Origin of the sequence: Mongoliimonas terrestris, assembly GCF_001927285.1 — a bacterium.
GTDB classification, from domain to species: domain Bacteria; phylum Pseudomonadota; class Alphaproteobacteria; order Rhizobiales; family Pleomorphomonadaceae; genus Chthonobacter; species Chthonobacter terrestris.
The window spans coordinates 124496-142751 of sequence record NZ_MSIG01000008.1 but is presented as its reverse complement, the minus strand read 5'-3'; the positions used below and the strand labels follow the sequence as shown (position 1 = coordinate 142751).

Annotated in this window: 15 protein-coding genes; 5 read left to right on the top strand and 10 right to left on the bottom strand. The window is 72.1% G+C overall.

The window, feature by feature from the left end:
• Positions 1–82: 82 nt before the first annotated feature.
• Positions 83–955 (bottom strand): c-type heme family protein, encoded by an 873-nt coding sequence (locus tag BUQ68_RS13420; protein ID WP_075216491.1) that lies wholly within the window; start codon positions 953–955, stop codon positions 83–85.
• A 204-nt stretch (positions 956–1159) separates the two neighbouring features.
• Between BUQ68_RS13420 and BUQ68_RS24440 the strand changes: the two genes are divergently transcribed.
• Both BUQ68_RS24440 and BUQ68_RS13410 read left to right on the top strand, forming a co-directional pair.
• A complete protein-coding gene (locus BUQ68_RS24440) occupies positions 1160–2410 on the top strand; it encodes a peptidoglycan-binding protein (RefSeq protein ID WP_075216490.1) in 1251 nt (416 codons plus the stop codon).
• Positions 2411–2510: 100 nt separating this feature from the next.
• Positions 2511–2903: a hypothetical protein gene (locus BUQ68_RS13410; protein ID WP_075216489.1), complete on the top strand. Its 393-nt coding sequence runs from the start codon at positions 2511–2513 to the stop codon at positions 2901–2903.
• Between the two features lie 41 nt (positions 2904–2944).
• Here the strand turns inward: BUQ68_RS13410 and BUQ68_RS13405 are convergent, their stop codons facing one another.
• A complete protein-coding gene (locus BUQ68_RS13405) occupies positions 2945–3631 on the bottom strand; it encodes a Crp/Fnr family transcriptional regulator (RefSeq protein WP_075216488.1) in 687 nt (228 codons plus the stop codon).
• Positions 3632–3854: 223 nt separating this feature from the next.
• On the opposite strand from BUQ68_RS13405, the gene BUQ68_RS13400 reads away from it, so the two are divergent.
• Positions 3855–4376: a superoxide dismutase family protein gene (locus tag BUQ68_RS13400; protein ID WP_075216487.1), complete on the top strand. Its 522-nt coding sequence runs from the start codon at positions 3855–3857 to the stop codon at positions 4374–4376.
• A 144-nt stretch (positions 4377–4520) separates the two neighbouring features.
• On the opposite strand, the gene BUQ68_RS23770 is transcribed toward BUQ68_RS13400, so the two are convergent.
• From BUQ68_RS23770 to BUQ68_RS13390, 3 genes are all read right to left on the bottom strand, one after another.
• Positions 4521–4667 carry a hypothetical protein gene (locus BUQ68_RS23770; protein ID WP_175577813.1) on the bottom strand — a complete coding sequence of 49 codons (147 nt, stop codon included), beginning with the start codon at positions 4665–4667 and terminating at the stop codon, positions 4521–4523.
• Between the two features lie 434 nt (positions 4668–5101).
• Positions 5102–6421 (bottom strand): HlyD family type I secretion periplasmic adaptor subunit, encoded by a 1320-nt coding sequence (locus tag BUQ68_RS13395; RefSeq protein WP_075216486.1) that lies wholly within the window; start codon positions 6419–6421, stop codon positions 5102–5104.
• A gap of 175 nt (positions 6422–6596) precedes the next feature.
• A complete protein-coding gene (locus BUQ68_RS13390) occupies positions 6597–8525 on the bottom strand; it encodes a type I secretion system permease/ATPase (RefSeq protein ID WP_075216485.1) in 1929 nt (642 codons plus the stop codon).
• A 263-nt stretch (positions 8526–8788) separates the two neighbouring features.
• On the opposite strand from BUQ68_RS13390, the gene BUQ68_RS13385 reads away from it, so the two are divergent.
• On the top strand, positions 8789–9091 hold the full coding sequence (locus BUQ68_RS13385) for a hypothetical protein (RefSeq protein ID WP_075216484.1): 303 nt from the start codon (positions 8789–8791) through the stop codon (positions 9089–9091).
• A 72-nt stretch (positions 9092–9163) separates the two neighbouring features.
• Here the strand turns inward: BUQ68_RS13385 and BUQ68_RS13380 are convergent, their stop codons facing one another.
• Positions 9164–10060 carry a LysR substrate-binding domain-containing protein gene (locus BUQ68_RS13380; protein ID WP_075216483.1) on the bottom strand — a complete coding sequence of 299 codons (897 nt, stop codon included), beginning with the start codon at positions 10058–10060 and terminating at the stop codon, positions 9164–9166.
• Positions 10061–10190: 130 nt separating this feature from the next.
• On the opposite strand from BUQ68_RS13380, the gene BUQ68_RS13375 reads away from it, so the two are divergent.
• Entirely contained in the window at positions 10191–10709 is a 519-nt protein-coding gene (locus tag BUQ68_RS13375; protein WP_075216482.1) for a tellurite resistance TerB family protein, read from the top strand.
• 64 nt (positions 10710–10773) lie between these two features.
• Here BUQ68_RS13375 and BUQ68_RS13370 read toward each other — a convergent pair whose 3' ends face one another.
• The 4 genes from BUQ68_RS13370 to BUQ68_RS13355 all read right to left on the bottom strand — a co-directional run bounded on the left by BUQ68_RS13370 (position 10774) and on the right by BUQ68_RS13355 (position 18180).
• On the bottom strand, positions 10774–12117 hold the full coding sequence (locus tag BUQ68_RS13370; RefSeq protein ID WP_083656556.1) for an HlyD family type I secretion periplasmic adaptor subunit: 1344 nt from the start codon (positions 12115–12117) through the stop codon (positions 10774–10776).
• Entirely contained in the window at positions 12110–13915 is a 1806-nt protein-coding gene (locus BUQ68_RS13365) for a type I secretion system permease/ATPase (RefSeq protein ID WP_075216481.1), read from the bottom strand. Before BUQ68_RS13365 ends, BUQ68_RS13370 begins: the two co-directional genes overlap by 8 nt.
• Before the next feature lie 17 nt (positions 13916–13932).
• Entirely contained in the window at positions 13933–16011 is a 2079-nt protein-coding gene (locus BUQ68_RS22885; RefSeq protein WP_083656555.1) for a hypothetical protein, read from the bottom strand.
• A 198-nt stretch (positions 16012–16209) separates the two neighbouring features.
• A complete protein-coding gene (locus BUQ68_RS13355) occupies positions 16210–18180 on the bottom strand; it encodes a M10 family metallopeptidase (protein ID WP_075216480.1) in 1971 nt (656 codons plus the stop codon).
• Positions 18181–18256 lie beyond the last annotated feature (76 nt).

Genomic DNA, 18256 nt, shown 5'->3' with positions numbered 1-18256 from the left:
GCTTGCCTGCGCCCGTCGCGGCCCGACAGGTCGGGACTTGACGGGCTTGGTATCCTCGGCTGGCCGGGCGGCGGTCCGCCCGTCACGCCTCCAGCATCTTCATGGCGCTGTCCAGGCTCCGGCGCATGCGGTTGAACGACCGGGACAGCGAGGCGATCTCGTCCTTGCCGGTGTGCTCGAACTCCGGCACCGACGTGTCCCCCATGCTCACCGCCTCCGCCGCCTTGGCCATCCTGAGCACCGGGCTGATCACGAGCCGGTTGAGGAGGATGTTGAGGAGGAGGAGGAGCACGAAGAAGATGGCGCTCGCCGTGCCGACGAAAAGGGCGAGGTTCCGCCAGATCCGCTCCTCGGCGATGCTCATGGGGACGGAGAAGATCTGCGCCCCGATGGTCTCATTCAACTGCCAGCCGAAGCCGTTCTTCGGGCCGTAGAGCGCCACCATGGAGGCGGGGGCGCGGTCCGGCGTCGAGTGGCACTCCAGGCAGGATTCCGAGCGGATCGTCAGCGGGTAGGCCACCGTGTAGTGATCGCCCCGCTCGGTCTCACGGATCCGCACGTCGCGGGTCAGGCTGGGGTCGGCGCGCAGGGTCTCGATCAGTTCGCGCTCCCACTCCTCGGCAAGGTCCGCCGGATTGGTGGGGTTGAGCGCGGCTTCCTTGTAGAAGAACTCCGGATAGTATTCCCGGAAATTCCGGAACGCCGTCTGCGCCGAGAACGACGGCACCGTCTGTGGCAGGAACTGCACGGACGAGAAGTCCGCCAGCAACGGCTGCACCTCCTCAGAAGTATATTTGCGAATGGACAACGCCTGTGCCCGCAGCACAGCGATCTGTGACTGCAGCTGTTCTATCACTTCCTGTCTGGATATGTAGTAGAACGGGACGACCGATACGCCTAGACCAAGCAGGTAGCAGACGATAAGAACAACGTTGAACTTCAGCCGCAAGCCCATGAAATCCTCCAACGAGCGATATGGTTGGCGTGAACCGCGGACTGCATTAAAACATTCTAACCCATTGATGGGAGGGCCGCCATGAATTTCGCCCCGTTACGGGCTCTGCAGTCCGCGCGTGAACTTCACCTATTTTTCTCATCCATTTTGATGATGATTACTGGACGGGTCCGCCGTTCGGGGGCGGTTCTGCTTGCACTCGCGTTGCTTGCCGCCCTTTCCGGTCCGGCCGCCGCGGCGGGGCGGGTCGCCCTGGTGATGGCCGCGGAGGAATACGCCGCGGCCCAGCCCTCCGGCATCGGCGTCAAGCGCGCCGCCGCCATCGCGGAGGCGCTGGAACGGCTGGATTTCGACGTGGTGATGGCCGCCAATCCGACCAACGCGACGGCGCGGGCGCGGCTGCGCGAATTCTCCGATGCGGTCGGCGAGGCGGACCTTGCCATCGTGGTCCTCGCCGGGCACGGCATCACCTGGTCGGGCCAGACCTTCTTCCTGCCGGCCAACACCGACATCGGCCGGCCCACGGACCTTTTGTCGCGCGCGCTCTCGCTCGGCAGCATCACGCAGATCACCGGGCGGGCGAAGGCGGGCGGGGTGTTCTTCTTCGTGTCGCAGCCGCGCTTCCGCGCGCCGGTCGCCGGCCTCGACCCGCGCCCGACCATCACCGGCGAGGCGCCGGCCGGCACGGTGGTGGCCCTGTCGACGGCAAGCTCGGTGCCGGTGTCGCAGATCGACACGGCGAGCGCCCAGGCCGCCGACGCCGCCCTTGCGGTGCTTGCCGGATCGGACCCGACCCTGAAGGACCTCCTCGGCGCGCTGGAGGACGGCGGCCGGGCCCTCGTGGTCGGGACTGCGGCCGACATGCCGCTCCGCCGCCCGGCCGACCCGCCGCCGCAGCCGGTCGCCGTCGCGCCGGTCGTGCCCGAAACGGTCGCCCGCGGCGCGAGCGAGGACGCTTCGGCCGACCGGCTTGCCCTGGAAGAGGCCGAGGAGGCCATCGCCCTGGAGCGGCAGCGGGCCGACGAGGCGCGGCTTGCCGCCGAGAAGGCCCAGGCGGATGTGCTGAAGGCGCAGGCCGAGGCCGCCAAGGCCCAGGCCGACGCGGAGAAGGCGCAGGCCGACGCCCGCAAGGCCCAGGCCGACGCGCAGCGCGCCCTCGCCGAGGCCGAGCGCACCAAGGCGGAGGCGGAAGCGGAGGTCGCCGTCGCGACTCCGGACGACACCACCGGCACCGTTTCGGCGGAGCCGATGGACGAGCGCGACCTCGGTCGGCGGCAGCGCCAGCTGATCCAGGAGAAGTTGCGCGACATGAGCCTCTACACCGGTCCGATCGACAGCATCATGGGTCCGCTGACCCGCGAGGCCATCATGGGGTTCCAGAAGGGCCGCGGCGCCGCGGTGACCGGCTATCTGACGCCGGATCAGTACGATGCGCTGCTGGCGACCGGAGAGTGAACCGGCCGGCGCGGCGGGTTCTGTGACCCGCCGCACGGACCGGCGGGCGCCGGGCGGGCAAGCTCCAGGGCATTGAGGACAAACGCCCGAGGAGGCTGCCATGCTCGTCGCCGAAACCGCCGGACAGCTTTATGTCTACGAAGTGCTGCAACAGGCCGAGGGCTACCTCGTCCGCATGCGCGACCTTGAGACCGGCGAAATCGACCCGGACGCCGCCACCCTTTTCCGTACCGCGGCCGTGGCCTTCCGCTTCGCCGAACTCGCCGCTTCGGCCGAGCGCTGCGCGGTCGCCGAGGCGCTCCGGGACGGATCGCCCGCGTCCACGCTCTGCGGCGCCGGGGAGCGGCCGGAGGACTGCCGCCGCGATGTCGCCCGCGCCGAGGCCGACTACCGCATGCTGAGCCGCCAGTTCGCCGACGAGGGCCTGTCGGCGGGGCAGCTTCGCGCCCGCGCCGAGGCCGAGAGCGCCATTATCCGGCGCGCCCTCCACTGATCCGCCAGCACGGCCGATTCCGGATGCGCCGGCGGGCTCGCTCAGTCGTCCCGCTCGCCCTGGCCCGCCTCCCGCACGATCTGGGCGCGATCGACGATGCGGATCCGGCTGCGGCCGAGTTCCACCGCCCCGCTGCGGCGCCACACCTGCAGCTGCCGGTTCACCGTCTCGCGGGCGGAGCCGACCAGGATGCTGAGCTCCTCCTGGGAGATCTCGATCTCGTCGCCGAAATCCTCCGCCAGCTTCAGGAGCCGCCGGGCGAGCCGCGGCGGCAGCGCCAGCAGCGAGGCCTCCTCCATACGGTCGCTCGTCCAGCGCAGCCGGGCGCAGAGCAATTCGATCAGCCGCACGGCGATCTCCGGCTGGCGGCGCAAGAGATCCTTGAAGTCGGCGCGGGTGATCATCAGGAGCTCGGTCGGGCCCGACGCCATGGCGTCCGCGGTGCGCGACCGGCCGTCGAGGAGCGCGATCTCGCCGAACACGTCGCCGGAGCCGAGCACGTTGAGGATCAGCTGCTTGCCGCTCGCCGTGCTCGCCATGATCAGCACCCGGCCGCGCCGCACGCAGTAGAGCGCGTCGCCCGGGTCGCCCTTCAGGAACAGCGTCTCGCCGTCGGCGAGCGACTGGGTCACGCAAAGGTCCGCGATGATCTGGATGATCTCCGGGCCGAGGCCGGAGAAGAAGTCGTTCGTCGAAAGTGCCGCCACCAATGGGGAAATCTTGGTCACCGCTCCCGCCCTTCCGCCACCGTTCGCCATCCGGACAGTGTGCCTGCCGGGCGGAACACAATCGAGTCCTTCTATGTGTTTTCGGCGATCTTGCCGATCCGCCTCGGGTGCCGAACAGGGTCTTTCCTTGTTTTTACCGCAGCCCTTTCGGCCTTGACGCGTTTCCCCCCGGTCGGGACCGGACGACAGCCGGCCCGACCCAACCTTGAAAAGGAGTGAGCCCATGAGACAGACCCTGCTCGCCGCCGCGCTCGGTGCAGCCCTCTGGCCGGTGGCCGCCGGCGCCGCGCCCGGCGACACCGCCTCGGCCGCCATCACGGGCGCCGACGGCGCCTCGCACGGCACGCTGACCCTCACCGAGACCCCCCACGGCGTCCTCGTCACCGGCACGCTCAGCGACCTGCCGCCCGGCCCGCATGGCTTCCACGTGCACGCGGTCGGCGTCTGCGAGCCGCCGTTCACGTCGGCCGGCGGTCACTTCAACCCGACCGACAAGGCGCACGGCTTCCACGTGGAGGGCGGCCACCACGCGGGCGACATCCCGAACATCACGGCCCTTGAGGACGGCACCGCCGCCGTGGAGGTGCTGGCCCCCGGCCTCACCCTCAACAACGGCGAGACCGCCGCGCTCGACGACGACGGCGCCGCCCTGGTGGTCCACGCAGGGCCCGACGACTACCGCACCGACCCGGCCGGCGCCTCCGGCGACCGCATCGCCTGCGGGGTGATCTCCGCCGGCACCTGACGCCGGCGCCGCCGACCCGGCCGGCTATCGCGATCGCCGGAAAACGCACGAGGCCCGCCGGGATGGCGGGCCTCGTCGCGTTCAGGCAGGAGACGAAGACGGATGCGGGTTGACGCGACGAAAGGGCCGGCGCGCCGGTCCCGGTCAGACCTCCCCGTCCGGCCGGTACTCGCAGGAGATCGAAACCACCTCCTTGTGCTGGAACAGTGGGATCTTCGGCGGCTTGCCGTTGTCGATCATCGAGAGGGCGCAAAGGGCGAGGGTGAGGGTGAGAATGGGAAGGCTGCGCATCGGACCGTCTCCTGTTGAAACGATCATCGCGCCGACAGCCCCGCCGATCTGTGTGCGCCGTCACACAGGGATCCCGCCGCTCGGCGGAAGCCCATACTCGACGGCGTGATGCCCCCCGCCCCTGCTTGCCGCCGGGAGCCGCCCGTTCCCATCCTGGCAAGCCCCCGTTCATGCAGGTCGTCACCCCGGCGAACGCCGGGGCCCAACCGTCCACGGCCGAACCCGCCCCGGTTCGGACCTCCCCCGCCGTCGGCTGGATCCCGACGTCCGTCGGGATGACGTTGAGATACCTAAGGTTCCCCTCGAGATGGTCCCGTGCAAAAGCAGACCGGCGGCGCGAGGGAAACCCCCGCCCGCCGGCCAGACCCGCATCCATCGCCGCGCTCGCATCCACCACCGGCGGCGCGGGACCTCGCCCGCCCCGCCGGCGCCGCTCACTTCTCGCGGAAGGCGAGCTCGATCTTCTCGGTCAGCGGCTGCGTCAGGTAGGTGATCACCCGGCGGCGCTCGCCGAGGATCATCACCTCCGCCGGCAGGCCCGGCGTCAGCTCCTTGCCCTCAAGCTTGTCCCGTTCGCCGGGCGCGATGGCGATGGTCACCTCGAAGAAGCTCTGGCCGGTCCGGTTGTCCACCACCCGGTCGGGCGAGAGGTTGGAGACGGTCCCGTCCAGTTCCATCACCACCGGCAGCTTGAAGGAGTTGATCATCACCGTGGCGGCCTGGCCGAGGTGCACCTGGTCGATCTCGTTGGCCGGGATGCGGGCGCTCACCACCAGCGGGTCGGAGCTCGGGATGATGCTCATCACCGTCTGGCCGGAGCTCACCACGCCGCCGACCGTGTGGATGGCGAGCTGGTGTACCCGGCCGGTGCGCGGCGCCCGGATCTCCAGGCGGGTCAGCCGGTCGCGGGCGGCAAGCGCCTGCTCGGCCGCCTCGGCGAGCAGGGCCTCCACGGCGTTGAGGCGGGTCAGCACCTCGCCGTGGACGCTGCGGCCGTGTTCGGTGATCTTCAGCTCCGTCTCCACCAGCTGCGACTGGGCGCCGGCGATGCGGGCCTCCGTGTCGCCGATGTCGCCGCGCAGGCGGCTCACGTCGCGCTCGCTCTGGCGCAGCACCGGCCGGCGGATCAGGCCCTTCTTGTCGAGGAAGCGGCGGTCTTCGAGCTCGGCGCTCGCCTGCTCGAACTCCTCCTTGATGGCGCGGAAGCGCTGGTTGAGGCCGTCGATCTGCATCTCGATCTGGCGGCGCCGCTCGATCAGCTGGGAGAGCTGGCTCTCGCGGCTGAAGCGGCGCTCGGTGAGAATGGCCTGCTCGGCCGCCACCGCGACGGCGAGCGCCGTGCGGGCCTCCGGCGTCGTCACCGGCATCTCGGGGATGTCGATGGTGGCGCGGTCGTCGCGTTCGGCGACGAGGCGGGCCTTCTCGGCGGCAAGGCCCACCAGGCGGCGCTCGGCGATGCTGGTCTCGGCGATCACCTTGGCGGCGTCGAGCCGGACCAGCACCTGCCCCTCCTGAACCAGGTCGCCTTCCTTGACCAGGATGGCGCCGACGACGCCGCCTTCCAGGTGCTGCACCGCCTGGGCGTTCGAGGCCGGCGCGAAGGTGCCGCTGGTCAGGACGGCGCTGTCCACCTCGGCGAGCGCCGACCAGCTGCCCACGCCGCCGAGCACGATGACGGTGCCGACCAGGAACCAGCGCATCAGGTGGCGGATCGACGAGGCGTTGTCGACGAGATCGGTGTCGAATTCGGTCATGGCGTCCCCCTCGGGTCAAAGCCGCCGGCCTCCATCGGGCAGGCGGTCTTCAGAGCGTTGCGCCGGTCCGGCGAAGGTTCCCGCCGGACCGGCTTCGATGGAGGAGAGGATGCGCTCGCCGGGGGGCGGCGACTGTGACGGAAGTCACGAAGCGGCCGCCTCGCCGGAAGTTTGCTCAGGCCTTGCGCAGCGGCTGGCCTTCGGCCCGCCGGGCCCGCGTGGTGTCCAGGTTGGCGACGATGCCGCGGAGCGTCCGGTCGAGGGCGGCGGCGGTCGCCGGGGTCAGGATCTCCACCGCCGGCAGGGGAGCGGCCGGGCTGGCCTGAGCGGCGGCCGAGGCCGGATGGGCCACCGCCTCGGTGTTGGCCACCTGGTTGGCGGCGACCGGAGCCGGCTTGTGGGGCTGGCCGGCGCGGGGGAAGAGCGCGGTCAGCACCTGGGCCTTCGGGCCGAACATCTCGGCGCGGCCGTTGCGCAGCGACAGGATCTTGTTGGCGGCGAAGATGGCGCTCGGCCGGTGGGCCACGATGATGACGATCTTGCCGGCCTGGCGCAGGCGCTGGATGGCCTCGTTGAGGGACTGCTCGCCGACCGGGTCGAGGTTGGAGTTGGGCTCGTCGAGGACCACCAGGAAGGGGTTGCCGAACACCGCCCGGGCCAGGCCGATGCGCTGGCGCTGGCCGCCGGAGAGGATGGCGCCGCCTTCGCCGACCGGGGTGTCGTAGCCCTTCGGGAAGGCGAGGACCATCTCGTGCACCCCGGCGAGGCGGGCCGCGGCCACGATGTCGTCGGTGCTGGCGTCCTTGCGGAAGCGGGCGATGTTCTCCCCGATGGTGCCGTCGAAGAGTTCGATCGACTGCGGCAGGTGGCCGATGCTATCGGCGAGCGCTTCCGGCGAGTACTGGGCGATCAGGGCGCCGTCGAAGCGCACTTCGCCGCGGGCCACCGGCCAGGCGCCGACGAGGGCCCGGATCAGGGTGGACTTGCCCGAGCCGCTCGGCCCGATGATGCCGAGGGCGTCGCCCGCCTCGATCTCGAACGAGACGCCGGAGACGGTGGCCTGGGCGGCGCCCGGCGGCACGATGACCACGTCGCGGACCGAGAGCTGGCTCTTCGGCTTCGGCATGCCGTGCTGCTGGGCGGTGGTCTTGGGCAGGCGGGCCACCAGGGCGCGGAGGCGCTTCAGGGCACCCCAGGCGCCGGAGGTCATGCGCCACTGGCCGATGATCTGGTCGATGGGGGCGAGGGCGCGGGCCAGGATGATGGAGCTCGCCAGCATGGCGCCGGCCGACAGTTCGCCCTCGATCACCAGGAAGGCGCCGAGCGCCAGCATGGCGGACTGCAGGGTCAGGCGGGCGGTCTTGGCGATGGCGCCGAACACGCTTGCCTGGTCGGCGAGGTCACGGGCGTGGACGATGGCCGACACGTAGCCGGTGCCCCAGCGCTTGCACAGGTCGTCGCCCATGCTCATGGCGGCGGCGGCTTCGGCGTTGCGGCGGGCGTCGGTGAGGAGCACCGCGGTGGCCGCATGGACGCGGTTGGCGGCGCGGCTGGTGTCGCGGGTGGCGCGCTGGTTGACGAGGCTGAGGAGCACCAGGAAGGCCGCGCCCGCCGCCGCCGCCGCGCCGAGCAGCGGGTGCATGACGAAGAGGATCGAGTAGTAGAGCGGGATCCACGGCAGGTCGAGGAGGGTGGCCGGGCCCTGGCCCATCAGGTAGTTGCGGATCACCGCCAGGTCCTGCAGCGGGTCGTGCTCGCGAGACTGGTGGCCGAAGGTCAGCGGCAGGCGGAGCGTGGCGTTGAAGAGGCCGGGCGCCAGGCGGTGGTCGAAGGCGATGCCGACGCGGGCCATCAGCTTGCCGCGCAGGCCCTCCAGGAAGCCGTAGAAGGTGTAGAGCACCAGCACCAGGAGGCTGAGCGCCACGAGGGTCGGCATGCTCTTCGACGCCAGCACCTTGTTGTAGACCAGCATCATGAACACCGGGCCGGTGAGCATCAGGATGTTGCCGAAGCAGCTGATCGCGCTGACGCCCCAAAGGGTCCGGCGGACGCCGGAGAGAGCGGACTTGAGCTGCGCCTCGGGGCCGGTCTCTTCGATCTTCATGGCTCGTCTCCATCGGGTCTGGTGCGGGGCGGCGGCGCTTGACGTGTTCGGGCCGTGCCCTCTCGTACCCGCAGAGTGCGACGGCGGCGGCCCGGCGACTGTGAGGCCCCTCACAGAGCGTGCCCCACCCGTCCCCCCTTTCTCAGCCGCGACACCCCGCGGCCGTCGCGGCGTCCCGTCCCGCCCGGCGCGGGCTTGAACCGGGCCTTCATCCCACCGATCTGAGGTCCGCCGCGGCCGCCGTGCCGCCAAGGGACGAGACGATGATCCAGGACTTCCTGTTCGCGCTCTTCATGATGCTGGTGGTCGACCCGGCCAAGGCCGAGGTGGCGTCGGCGCTCGCCGCCGCGCGGGTGCCGGCGGCAGCCATCGGCGAGGTCACCGCTTGCCTCGACGGCGCCGTGCCGGACCTCGTCGACCGCGCCTTCGCGGATCCCTGGTGGGGCGTCTCTACCGCGGTCTCGGTGGCGACCGGCCTCACCGACCCGCGCGACGCGGTGGCGGACGTCGCCCCGGCCTGCGCGGCCGCCCTCGACGGCATCCTGACGGCGACCGGCGAGGCCTGAGCCGCCGGCCGGGCAGTCTTACTCACCGCATCCCACACGCATTGAGCCCGCCAATGGACGACCCCGCCGCCCTCAGCGCCGGGGCGCCTGGGCCGGCGCCGCCGCGCGGGCCGCCTCCAGCGACTGCACGATGTGGTCGGCAAGCCGCGCCGCCGCCCGGCTCGGGTCGCCGGAGGCGTGGCGGAGCACGATCTCGGTCGGCGGCAGCGCCGGCAGGCCGAGGGCGGCGCCGGCCGGCGAAAGCCCGGTCGGCACCATCTCGCTCGGCAGCACGGTGACGCCGAGCCCGGCGTGGACCGCCGCCTGCAGGCCGGCGAGGCTGGGGCTCGTGAAGGCGATCCGCCACGGCCGGCCGGCGGCGTCGAGCGCCGCGATGGCGCGGCGGCGGTAGACGTCCGGCGGCGGCGCCAGCACCAGCGGCAGCGGGTCGTCCACCCGGATCGCGAGGTCCGGCGCCGCCACCCACTCCAGCACCTCCTGCCACACGTGAAGCCCGTCCATCCGCCCCTGCGGCTCCCGCTTGAAGAGGATGAGGTCGAAAGCGCCCTTGGCGAAGCCGTCGAGGAGGTTCACCGTGAAGTCGCAGTGCACCTCCAGGGCGACCCGCGGATGGCTGCGGGCGAACCGCGCCAGCACGTCCGCCAGGTGCACGGTGGCGAAGTCCTCCGGCGTGCCGAGCCGCACCGTGCCGGCCACCTCCTCCTCGCCGATCCGCGCGTGGATGGCGTCGGCGAGCGCCAGCATGCGCCGCGCCGCGTCCGCCAGCATCTCGCCCTCCGCCGTCAGGTGCACCGCCCGCCCTTCGCGCACGAACACCGGCTTGCCGAGCCCGCGCTCCAGCCGACGGATCTGCAGGCTGACGCTCGACTGGGTGAGGCCGACGCGCCCGGCCGCGCGGGTGAAGCTGCCGCCGTCCACGATGGCGAGGAAGGTGCGCAACAGGTCGAGGTCGAACGGCAGCGGCGCCATGGCGGGATCTCATCCATTGATGCCGCCAATGTGGCGCATTGGGGTCGCAGCCTCAATGCGGGATTTGCCACCGCCCATATGGGACCGAGCGGCCGGCCCGGCCGCCGACGGACACCTCCGGAGGAAAACCATGGGACTCTTCGACCGCTTCAAGTCCGACCAGGGTCAGACGATGACGCCGCATCTCGCCTTCGCCACCTGCCTCATCTACGTGATGGCGGCGGACGGCGAGATGGACAACGAGGAGGTCGGCCACCTGTTGAGCGTCCTCGGCGGCGCCAAGGACAAGTCCGGCGGCATCGGCGTCGGCGCCAACAACCGGGCGCTGCTCGACCAGGCGCTCCGCATAGCCCGCACCAAGCCGATCGATCACTTTCTCGCCGACGCGACGCCCATGCTGAGCGACGCCCAGCGCATGTGCATCCTCCTCAACCTGATCGACAGCGCCATGTCGGACGGCGAGGCGGAGCCCGAGGAGCAGGCGCTGATCGGCCGCATCCAGCACGCCTTCGGCATCACCGACCAGCGCTTCGCGCCCTTCTTCGAGGTGCTGATGGCCAAGAACGACCGCACCATCTTCGTCGACGCCAGCCATCCGCACAACGCCGCCGATTTCCGGGTCGAGCTCGGCATGCCGGCGCGCAACTGATCGAAGGCGCGACCGGGGCGGGCGCCGGCCGGCATCCGCCCCGACACTTTTGGCCGACGGAGTATCAGCCATCCCGGAAGGCGCGGGCAAGGTGGTCGGCGAACGGCTTGGTCAGATAGCTGAGGAGCGTGCGCTCGCCGGTGCGCACGAACACCTCCACCGGCATGCCGGCGACGAGGCGCACGCCGGTCCGGCCGAGCGTCGCGGCGTCCGGCTCGATGCGCACGGCATAGTGCTGTTCGCCCGTGCGCGGATCGCCGGTCAGGTCGGCGGCCACCCGCACCACGGTGCCGTCGATCTCCGGCGTGGTGCGCTGGTCGAAGGCCGAGAGGCGCAGCACCGCGCCCTGCCCGGCGCGGACCTGGTCGATGTCCTCCGGTCGGATCCGGGCCTCCACGGCGAGCGCCTCGCCCTCCGGCACGAGGCTCATGATCATCTGCCCCGCCACCACCACGCCGCCGGTCGCCCGGATGGCGAGCTCGTGCACCAGCCCGTCGCGAGGCGCGCGGATCTCCACCCGGTTCAGCACGTCGAGGGCCCCGACCCGGCGCTCGGTCAGCTCCGCGATCCGCGCTTCCGCCTCGCGCAGCGCCACCGCGGCCTCGCTGCGCACATCCTCGTCGAGCTGCAGCATCTGCAGGCGGGTCTCGCTGATCCGGCCCCGCACCTCCGCCTCGGCGGAGACGAGCTGGGCGCGGGCACCCTCGAGGGCCGCCAGCGTCCGCTCCAGGGCGGTCAGGCGGGAGACCTGCAGCAGCTTGCGGTCGGTGAGCGCCCGCACGCCGACGAGCTCCTCGCGCGTCCAGTGCATCTCCCGGTCCTTGGCGGCCGCCTGCTCCACAAGCCCGGCCGCCTGCTGGTGAAGCTGCGCCACCCGCTCGTCCAGCTGGGCGCGCCGGCCTGCGCGGGCCCGCGCGGCCAAGTCGAGCACCGCCTGCTCGGCGGCGAGCAGCGCCGCCGCGTCCGCCCGGTCGCGAAGGGCCGGCGACGGCACCAGCCGGTCGAGCCCGTCCCGCTCCGCGCGAAGACGCGCGGCCCGCGTCTCCGCCTCCAGGAGCGCGGCCTCCACCATGGCGAGGTTGGATCGGGTGGCGGTGGCATCGAGGCGCATCAGCACGGTGCCGGCCGTCACCCGGTCGCCCTCGCGCACCAGGATGGCCTCCACCACGCCGCCGGTCGGGTGCTGCACCGGCGTGCGGCTCGTCTCCACAACCAGCACGCCGGGCGCCATCACGGCGCCGGCAAGTTCGGTGGTGGCCGACAGGGTGCCGACGCCGCCGAGGAGCAGAAGGCCGGTCAGCGCCGTCGCCATCAGATGCCGGCGAAGCGAGGCGCGCGCCTCCCCGCCCGGCTCCCCGACCGGGTCTCCGGAAGACCCCGTCGCCCTCTCGATGATCCGCTCAGCCATCCCGTGCCATCCTGAGGTAGAAGAGCCCCGTTTCCGTGGTGGCCGGCCCGATCCCGCCGGCCGGTGCGCTCCGGTCCGCCGCGCCGCCCGCCGCGGCTTCCGCCGGCTTGGCGGCGGTTCCCCTGGCCTCCGCCGGCACGCCGGCGAGCGGCCGGGCGAGCCCGAGCACCTGGTCGCGCGGCCCGAAGGCCTGGATGCGGCCGGCGCCCATCACCAGCACCAGGTCCACCGTGGCCAGCACCTCCGGCCGGTGGGCGGCCACCAGCACGATGCCGGCCCGCGCCTTGACGCCTGCGATGGCGGCGGCGAGCGCCTGCTCGCCCGCCGGGTCGAGGTTGGCGTTGGGCTCGTCGAGCACCACCAGGAAGGGATCCCGGTAGAGCGCCCGCGCCAGTCCGATGCGCTGGCGCTGCCCGGCCGAAAGCCCGCTGCCGCCGTCGCCGAGGCGGGTGTCGTAGCCGTCGGGAAGGCGCACGATCAGGTCGTGCGCGCCCGCCGCCGCGGCCGCCTTCACGACGGCGTCCGGATCCGCGTCCGGGTCGAAGCGGGCGATGTTCTCCGCCACCGTGCCGGCCATCAGGGCCACGTCCTGCGGCAGGTAGCCCACGTGCCGGCCGCGGGCGGCGGGCGCCCACTGGTCGAGCGCGGCGCCGTCCAGCCGGACGGTGCCGGCGGCAGCCGGCCAGACCCCGACGAGGGCGCGGAGAAGGCTGGACTTGCCCGATCCGCTCGGTCCGAGCACGGCCGCCACCTGCCCGGCCTCCAGCCGGAAGGTGGCGTCCATGACGGTCAGCCGGTCGGCACCGGGCGGGCCGGCGGTGACGGCCTCGGCGGTGATCGACCGGCACGGCGGCGGCAGGGCCATGGGCGCCCGGTCCGGCCCCTTGGCCCGCAGCGCCAGGCCAAGTCGGCGCCAGCCGGCGCGCGCCGCCGCAAAGCCCCGCCAGTGGGCGATCGCCGTGTCGACCGGCGCCAGCGCCCGGGCGGTCAGGATGGAGCTCGCGATGATGGCGCCGCCGGTCACCTCGCCGCGAATCGCAAGGGCGGCGCCGACGGCGAGCACCAGCGCCTGAAGGGCGACCCGCACGGCGCGTGCGAGCGCGCCGAAGCCGGACACCACGTCGGCGGTCCGCTGTTGGGCCGCGCGGGTGCGCCCGTTCGCCGTCGCCCAGCGGTCGGCGACCGCGTCCGCCATGCCGAGCGCCGCCACCGCCTCGGCGGCGCGGCAGCCGTCCCGGACGATGCGGTCGCGGTGATCCGCCTCGGCCGCCGCCTGCCGCCCGGGGCCGCGGACGCGCCATTCGGTCAGTGCCGTGACGGCAACGAGCACCAGCGCGCCGGCAAGCGCCGTGCCGCCGATCATCGGGTGGAAGGCAAAGCAGATGGCGAGATAGAAGGGGATCCACGGCAGGTCGAACAGGGCCGCCGGTCCGGCGCCGGATAGGAAGCTGCGCACCTGGTCGAGGTCGCGGAGCGGCTGCTCGCCGACCTGGTCGCCGCCGGGGGCGAGCGGCAGGCGGAGCACCGAGCGGATCAGCCGGCTGGCGTGGATCTCGTCGACCCCGGCGCCGATCCGCGCCAGCATGCGGCCGCGCAGAAGGTCGAGCAGGCCCTGGAAGGCGAACAGCACGCCCGCGATGGCCAGGAGCCCCACCAGCGTCGGCAGGCTCCGGCTCGGCAGCACCCGGTCGTAGACCTCCATCATGAAGAGCGAGCCGGTGAGGGCGAGCACGTTGATGAGCGCGGTGGCGAACGCGACCCCGACGAGGGCGGACCGGAACGGCTTCAGGGCGGCCATGTCGGGGCGTGTCTCCGTCAGCCGAGAACGCCGTCGCCGAAGGCCGATCGGCCCTCGTGCACGCCGTACTCGAGAAAATGCTGCAAGGGGTTGAGGCCGGCGGCGGCGACGTCCGTGTAGGCCGCCAGATAGGCCCGCGTGTCGAACGCGCCGCTCGGGTCGCGGCCCTCGGCGGCGCCGTAGCGCATGTAGTGGTCGAGCGGATCGAGCCCGGCCGCCTTCACGTCCTGATAGCGCTCCAGGTAGGCGGAGACGTCCAGATAGGCGTTCGGATCGAGGCCCGCCGTCCAGCCCGCCGTCTGGTAGTGGGCCTTGGCGGACATCTTGAAGGCCGTCGCCGACGGGTTGGCGAGCACGTAGTAGGCCGCGTCGAAGCCGGCGTCGATGCGCGGCCCCACGGCGGCGAACGCCGCGCGCCCCTCCGCCTCTCCGTAGGTCAGATAGTGGACGAGCGGGTTGAGGCCCGCCCCCCGCACGTCCGGGTTGGCGGCGAGATAAAGGGTCGTGTCGAACGCCGCGGAGGCGTCGCGGCCCTCGCGCCAGCCGTGGTCGAGATAGTGGTCGAACGGATTGAGCCGCGCGGCGCGGACGTCCGGATTGGCGGCGATGTAGCCGGCCGACGAGAAGAAGGCGTTCGGATCGCGCCCTTCGATCCATCCGTAGGTCCGGTAGTGGGTCTCCGGGTCGAGGCCCGCGGCGGCCACGTCCGGGTTCCGGGCGAGATAGAAGGCGCGGTCGAACGACGTGTCGGTGCTGACCGGCGGCTCGGGCTCCGGCGGCGTCGGCGGCACCACCGGCGGATCGGGGGGCGACGGCGGAACCACCGGGGGCTCCGGCGGAGACGGGGGAACGACCGGCGGATCGGGCGGCGGCGGCGCGGGCGGTTCGGTGCTGCCGTCGGAAAGGCCGAGGACCTGGGTGCGCACGCTGGCGCCGGGCGCGCCCGTCTCCCGGTCCCACGAGACCGCGAACCGGTTGCCCGCAAGGGCGACCACGTCCACGTCCGGCGCCTCCCCCTGACGCGCCAGCACGACGTCGTCGCCGATCCGCCGACCGGCGGCGTCGAACACCCTCGCTTCCACCCGGAAGGCTTCCGACGCGCTCGCGCCCGGAACGTAGCGGTAGTAGGTGGCCACGAAGCCACCGCCGGAAAGGCCCGCGATCTCCAGGTCGCCCATGGTGGCGCTCGGCCCGATGTCGATCACCCCGCCGGATTTGGCGCCGGCCGGGGAGAACAGCTGCGCCTTCAGCATGGAGGCGACGCCAAGGCTGCCGGCGCCCCAGCTGTCCTCGGTCCAGCTCACCACGAAGCCGCCGTTGGCGAGCGTGGCGACCCGGTTGTCGCTGGTCAGGTTGAGGGGGTTGGTGGAGACCGCCACCTCCGCGCCGATCCGGCTGCCGTTCGCCGCGAAGCGCTGCACGGCCGTCCGGTTCTCGTCGTCCCACACCGCCACGAAGCCGCCGCCCGGAAGGCCCGCCACGTCGGCGGCGAACTGCTCGCCCGTCCGGCCCCCGTCGAGCAGGAACTCGCCGCCGACCTTCGCGCCCGCCCGCGTGAAGACCTGCCCGCGCACGTCGGTGCCGAAGCTGCCGCCGCCGCCGAGATCGTCCCACACCGCCACGAAATTGCCGTCCGAAAGGGCGGTCACCCGGGCGCCGAGCTGGGCGTTGGCGGTGGTGGTGTTGAGGATGAAAGGCTGGCCCGCGGGCGCCCCGCCGGTGCCGATCAGCTGGCCGACGACCGTGTAGTCGCTGGTGTCGGCGCCGACCACCGGCGCGCTGCGCACCGTGCCGCTGTCGCCGTGCCAGGCGACCACATAGGTGCCGTCGCCAAGGGCCGCCACCGCCGGATAGGTCTCGTCGCCATAACGCGGCGTGCCGCTGATCGTCGCCGGCGACCCGAGCTTGGCGCCGGACGCGTCGAACAGCTGGCTCTTCACCCGCCAGACGCTGTCCGATCCGCTGGTCTCCTGCTCGCCATAGACGAGCAGGAAGCCGCTTCCCGACGCGGCCAGGCCGACGCTTGCGAACGGATAGGGCGCGGACGTCGCCGCGCTCACCGAAACCTCCGGGCCGATCCTGGTCACTGTGGTCATCGGGCGATGGCCTTTTGTATTCTAAATGCACATGAACGCGGAGCCTCGGGGCGCTCGCCACGGCGGAGCCCCCGGGCGGGGAGCCCGTCGCGTCGGCGAACGCCGCCGATGGCGGCATCCGACCGTGCCGCCGGTTTGGTTAAGAGAGTGTCAACGCCGGCGAAAGGACGCCCGGTCCGGCCCAGCGCCGGCCGACGGTCAGCCGATCACCCCGTCCACCGCGAAGGTGCGCCCCTCGTAGAGGCCGTAGGCGAGATAGTGCTCCAGCGGGTTCAGCTGGGCCGCCGCCACGTCGCCGTTCGCCGCCAGATAGGCCTCGGTGTCGAAGCCCGCCGAGGGGTCGCGGCCCTCCCGCCAGCCGTAGGTCACATAGTGCTCCAGCGGGTTCATCCCGGCCGCCCGCACGTCCGCGTAGGCGTCAAGATAGCCGGCCACGTCGAAGAAGAGGTTGGGGTTGAGCCCCTCGCGCCAGCCGACGGTCTGGAAATGGCTGAAGGCATCGAGGCCGCTCGTGGCGGCGGTCGGGTTGGCGAGGAGATAATAGGTGGCGTCGAACCCCTGGTTCAGGTCGCGGCCGACCGCCCCGAAGGTGGCGCGCTGCTCCTGGCGGCCATAGGTCAGGTAGTGCTCCAGCGGATTGAGCCCGGCCGCCCGCACGTCCGGGTTGGCGAGAAGATAGCGCTCCGTGTCGAAGTCCGCCGCCGCGTCCCGGCCTTCCCGCCAGCCGTAGGTGTTGTAGTGGTCGAGCGGGTTGAGGCCGGCGGCCCGCACGTCCGCGTAGGCGGCCAGATAGCCGGACGTGGAGAAGTGGCCGGACGGGTCGCGGCCCTCGCGCCAGCCGTATTCGGCATAGTGGGCGTCCGGGTCCAGCCGGGCGTTCCAGACGTCCCGGTAGCGCGCCGCATAGGCGAGATCGTCCACCATCACGGCCGCATCCGGCGCGATCTCCCCGTCGGCGAAGCGGAAGCCCTCGATGCCGCGCATCCGGGTCTGGTCGCTGCCCGCGGCGAGCAGCGTGTAGCCGCCGCCGTAGGTGACGGTCGCCTCGCCAAGCGTGATCTGGAACACCGCCGTGTCGGCCCCCTCGCCGCCGTCGAGGATGTCGATCCCGCCGCCTGGCAGCAGCGTGTCGTTGCCGGCGATGCCTTCGAGCGTGTCGTTGCCCCGGCCGCCCTCCAGCACGTTGCCGGCGATGTTGCCGATCAGGGTGTCGTCGCCCGCACCGCCGCGGGCGTTCTCGATCAGCGAGCGGGTGTCGCCGTTGAAGAGGAAGGCGTTGGCCATGGTGCCGGCCGCCTTCTGACTGCCGTTCCAGTGCAGGTCGGCGAGCTGCGCCGCCGCCGTGGTGGACCAGGCGCCCGGCCGGAGGTCGACGTTGACGCCGCCGCCGTAGGCCGACAGGTCGTAGGTGTCCGTGCCGCCGCCGTCCCAGACCGTCATCAGGATCTTGTTGCCGCCGGGCGCGCCCTGCCCGGCGCCGTTGATGCTCATCTCCCCAGTCGTCGGGCTCCAGCGGTACACGCTGTCGCCGGCGTTCGTGGCGAAGTTGGCGCCGTAGAGCCGCTGGATGGCCGCGATGTCGTACATCATCGGCGTCTGCGGCTCGCTCCACGTCCCGGCCAGCGAGCCGGTCGGGCTGGCACCCACGTAGGAGCGGTAGCTCATCACCGTGTATTCCAGCGAGTCCCGGTCCGCCGGCATCACGGTGTCTTCGTGCGGATGGGCGAGCCCGAGCGCGTGGCCGAGTTCGTGCAGATAGGTCGACCAGCCGTGGTTGCCCCGCGCCGGGCTGTCGAGCGCCGTGGAAGAGCGGTTGAACCAGGCGTCGCCGCCCTCCTCGGCGGTGGACGGATAATAGGCCCAGGCATAGTCCGGCGCGTCGGATTCGGCGAAGCGGAGCGTCGCGTGGAGGGAGGCCGTCTCGGTCCATTCGGTGAAGGTCAGCTGGCTGACGGCCGCATAGGCGGCGAGCGCCGCCCGCATGGCGTCCTTCTGGAGCGCCGAGAAGGCGCCGAAGTTGGTGCTCGGCTCGCTCCCGCCATAGCCCCCGTAGAAACTGCCCGAGGCCGGAAAGCTGTAGGTGAGCGCAGGGCTCGCCCACCGCACGTCGGAGAGCACCCCGTCCAGATAGGGATCCCCGCTCGGGATCACGAAACTCACCGCCGCCATGTCGCCCCGCTCCCAGACCGAAGGCCCCAGTGTGCGACACGCGCGTTACTCAGAACTTTCCATGCCCGGCGCAAAG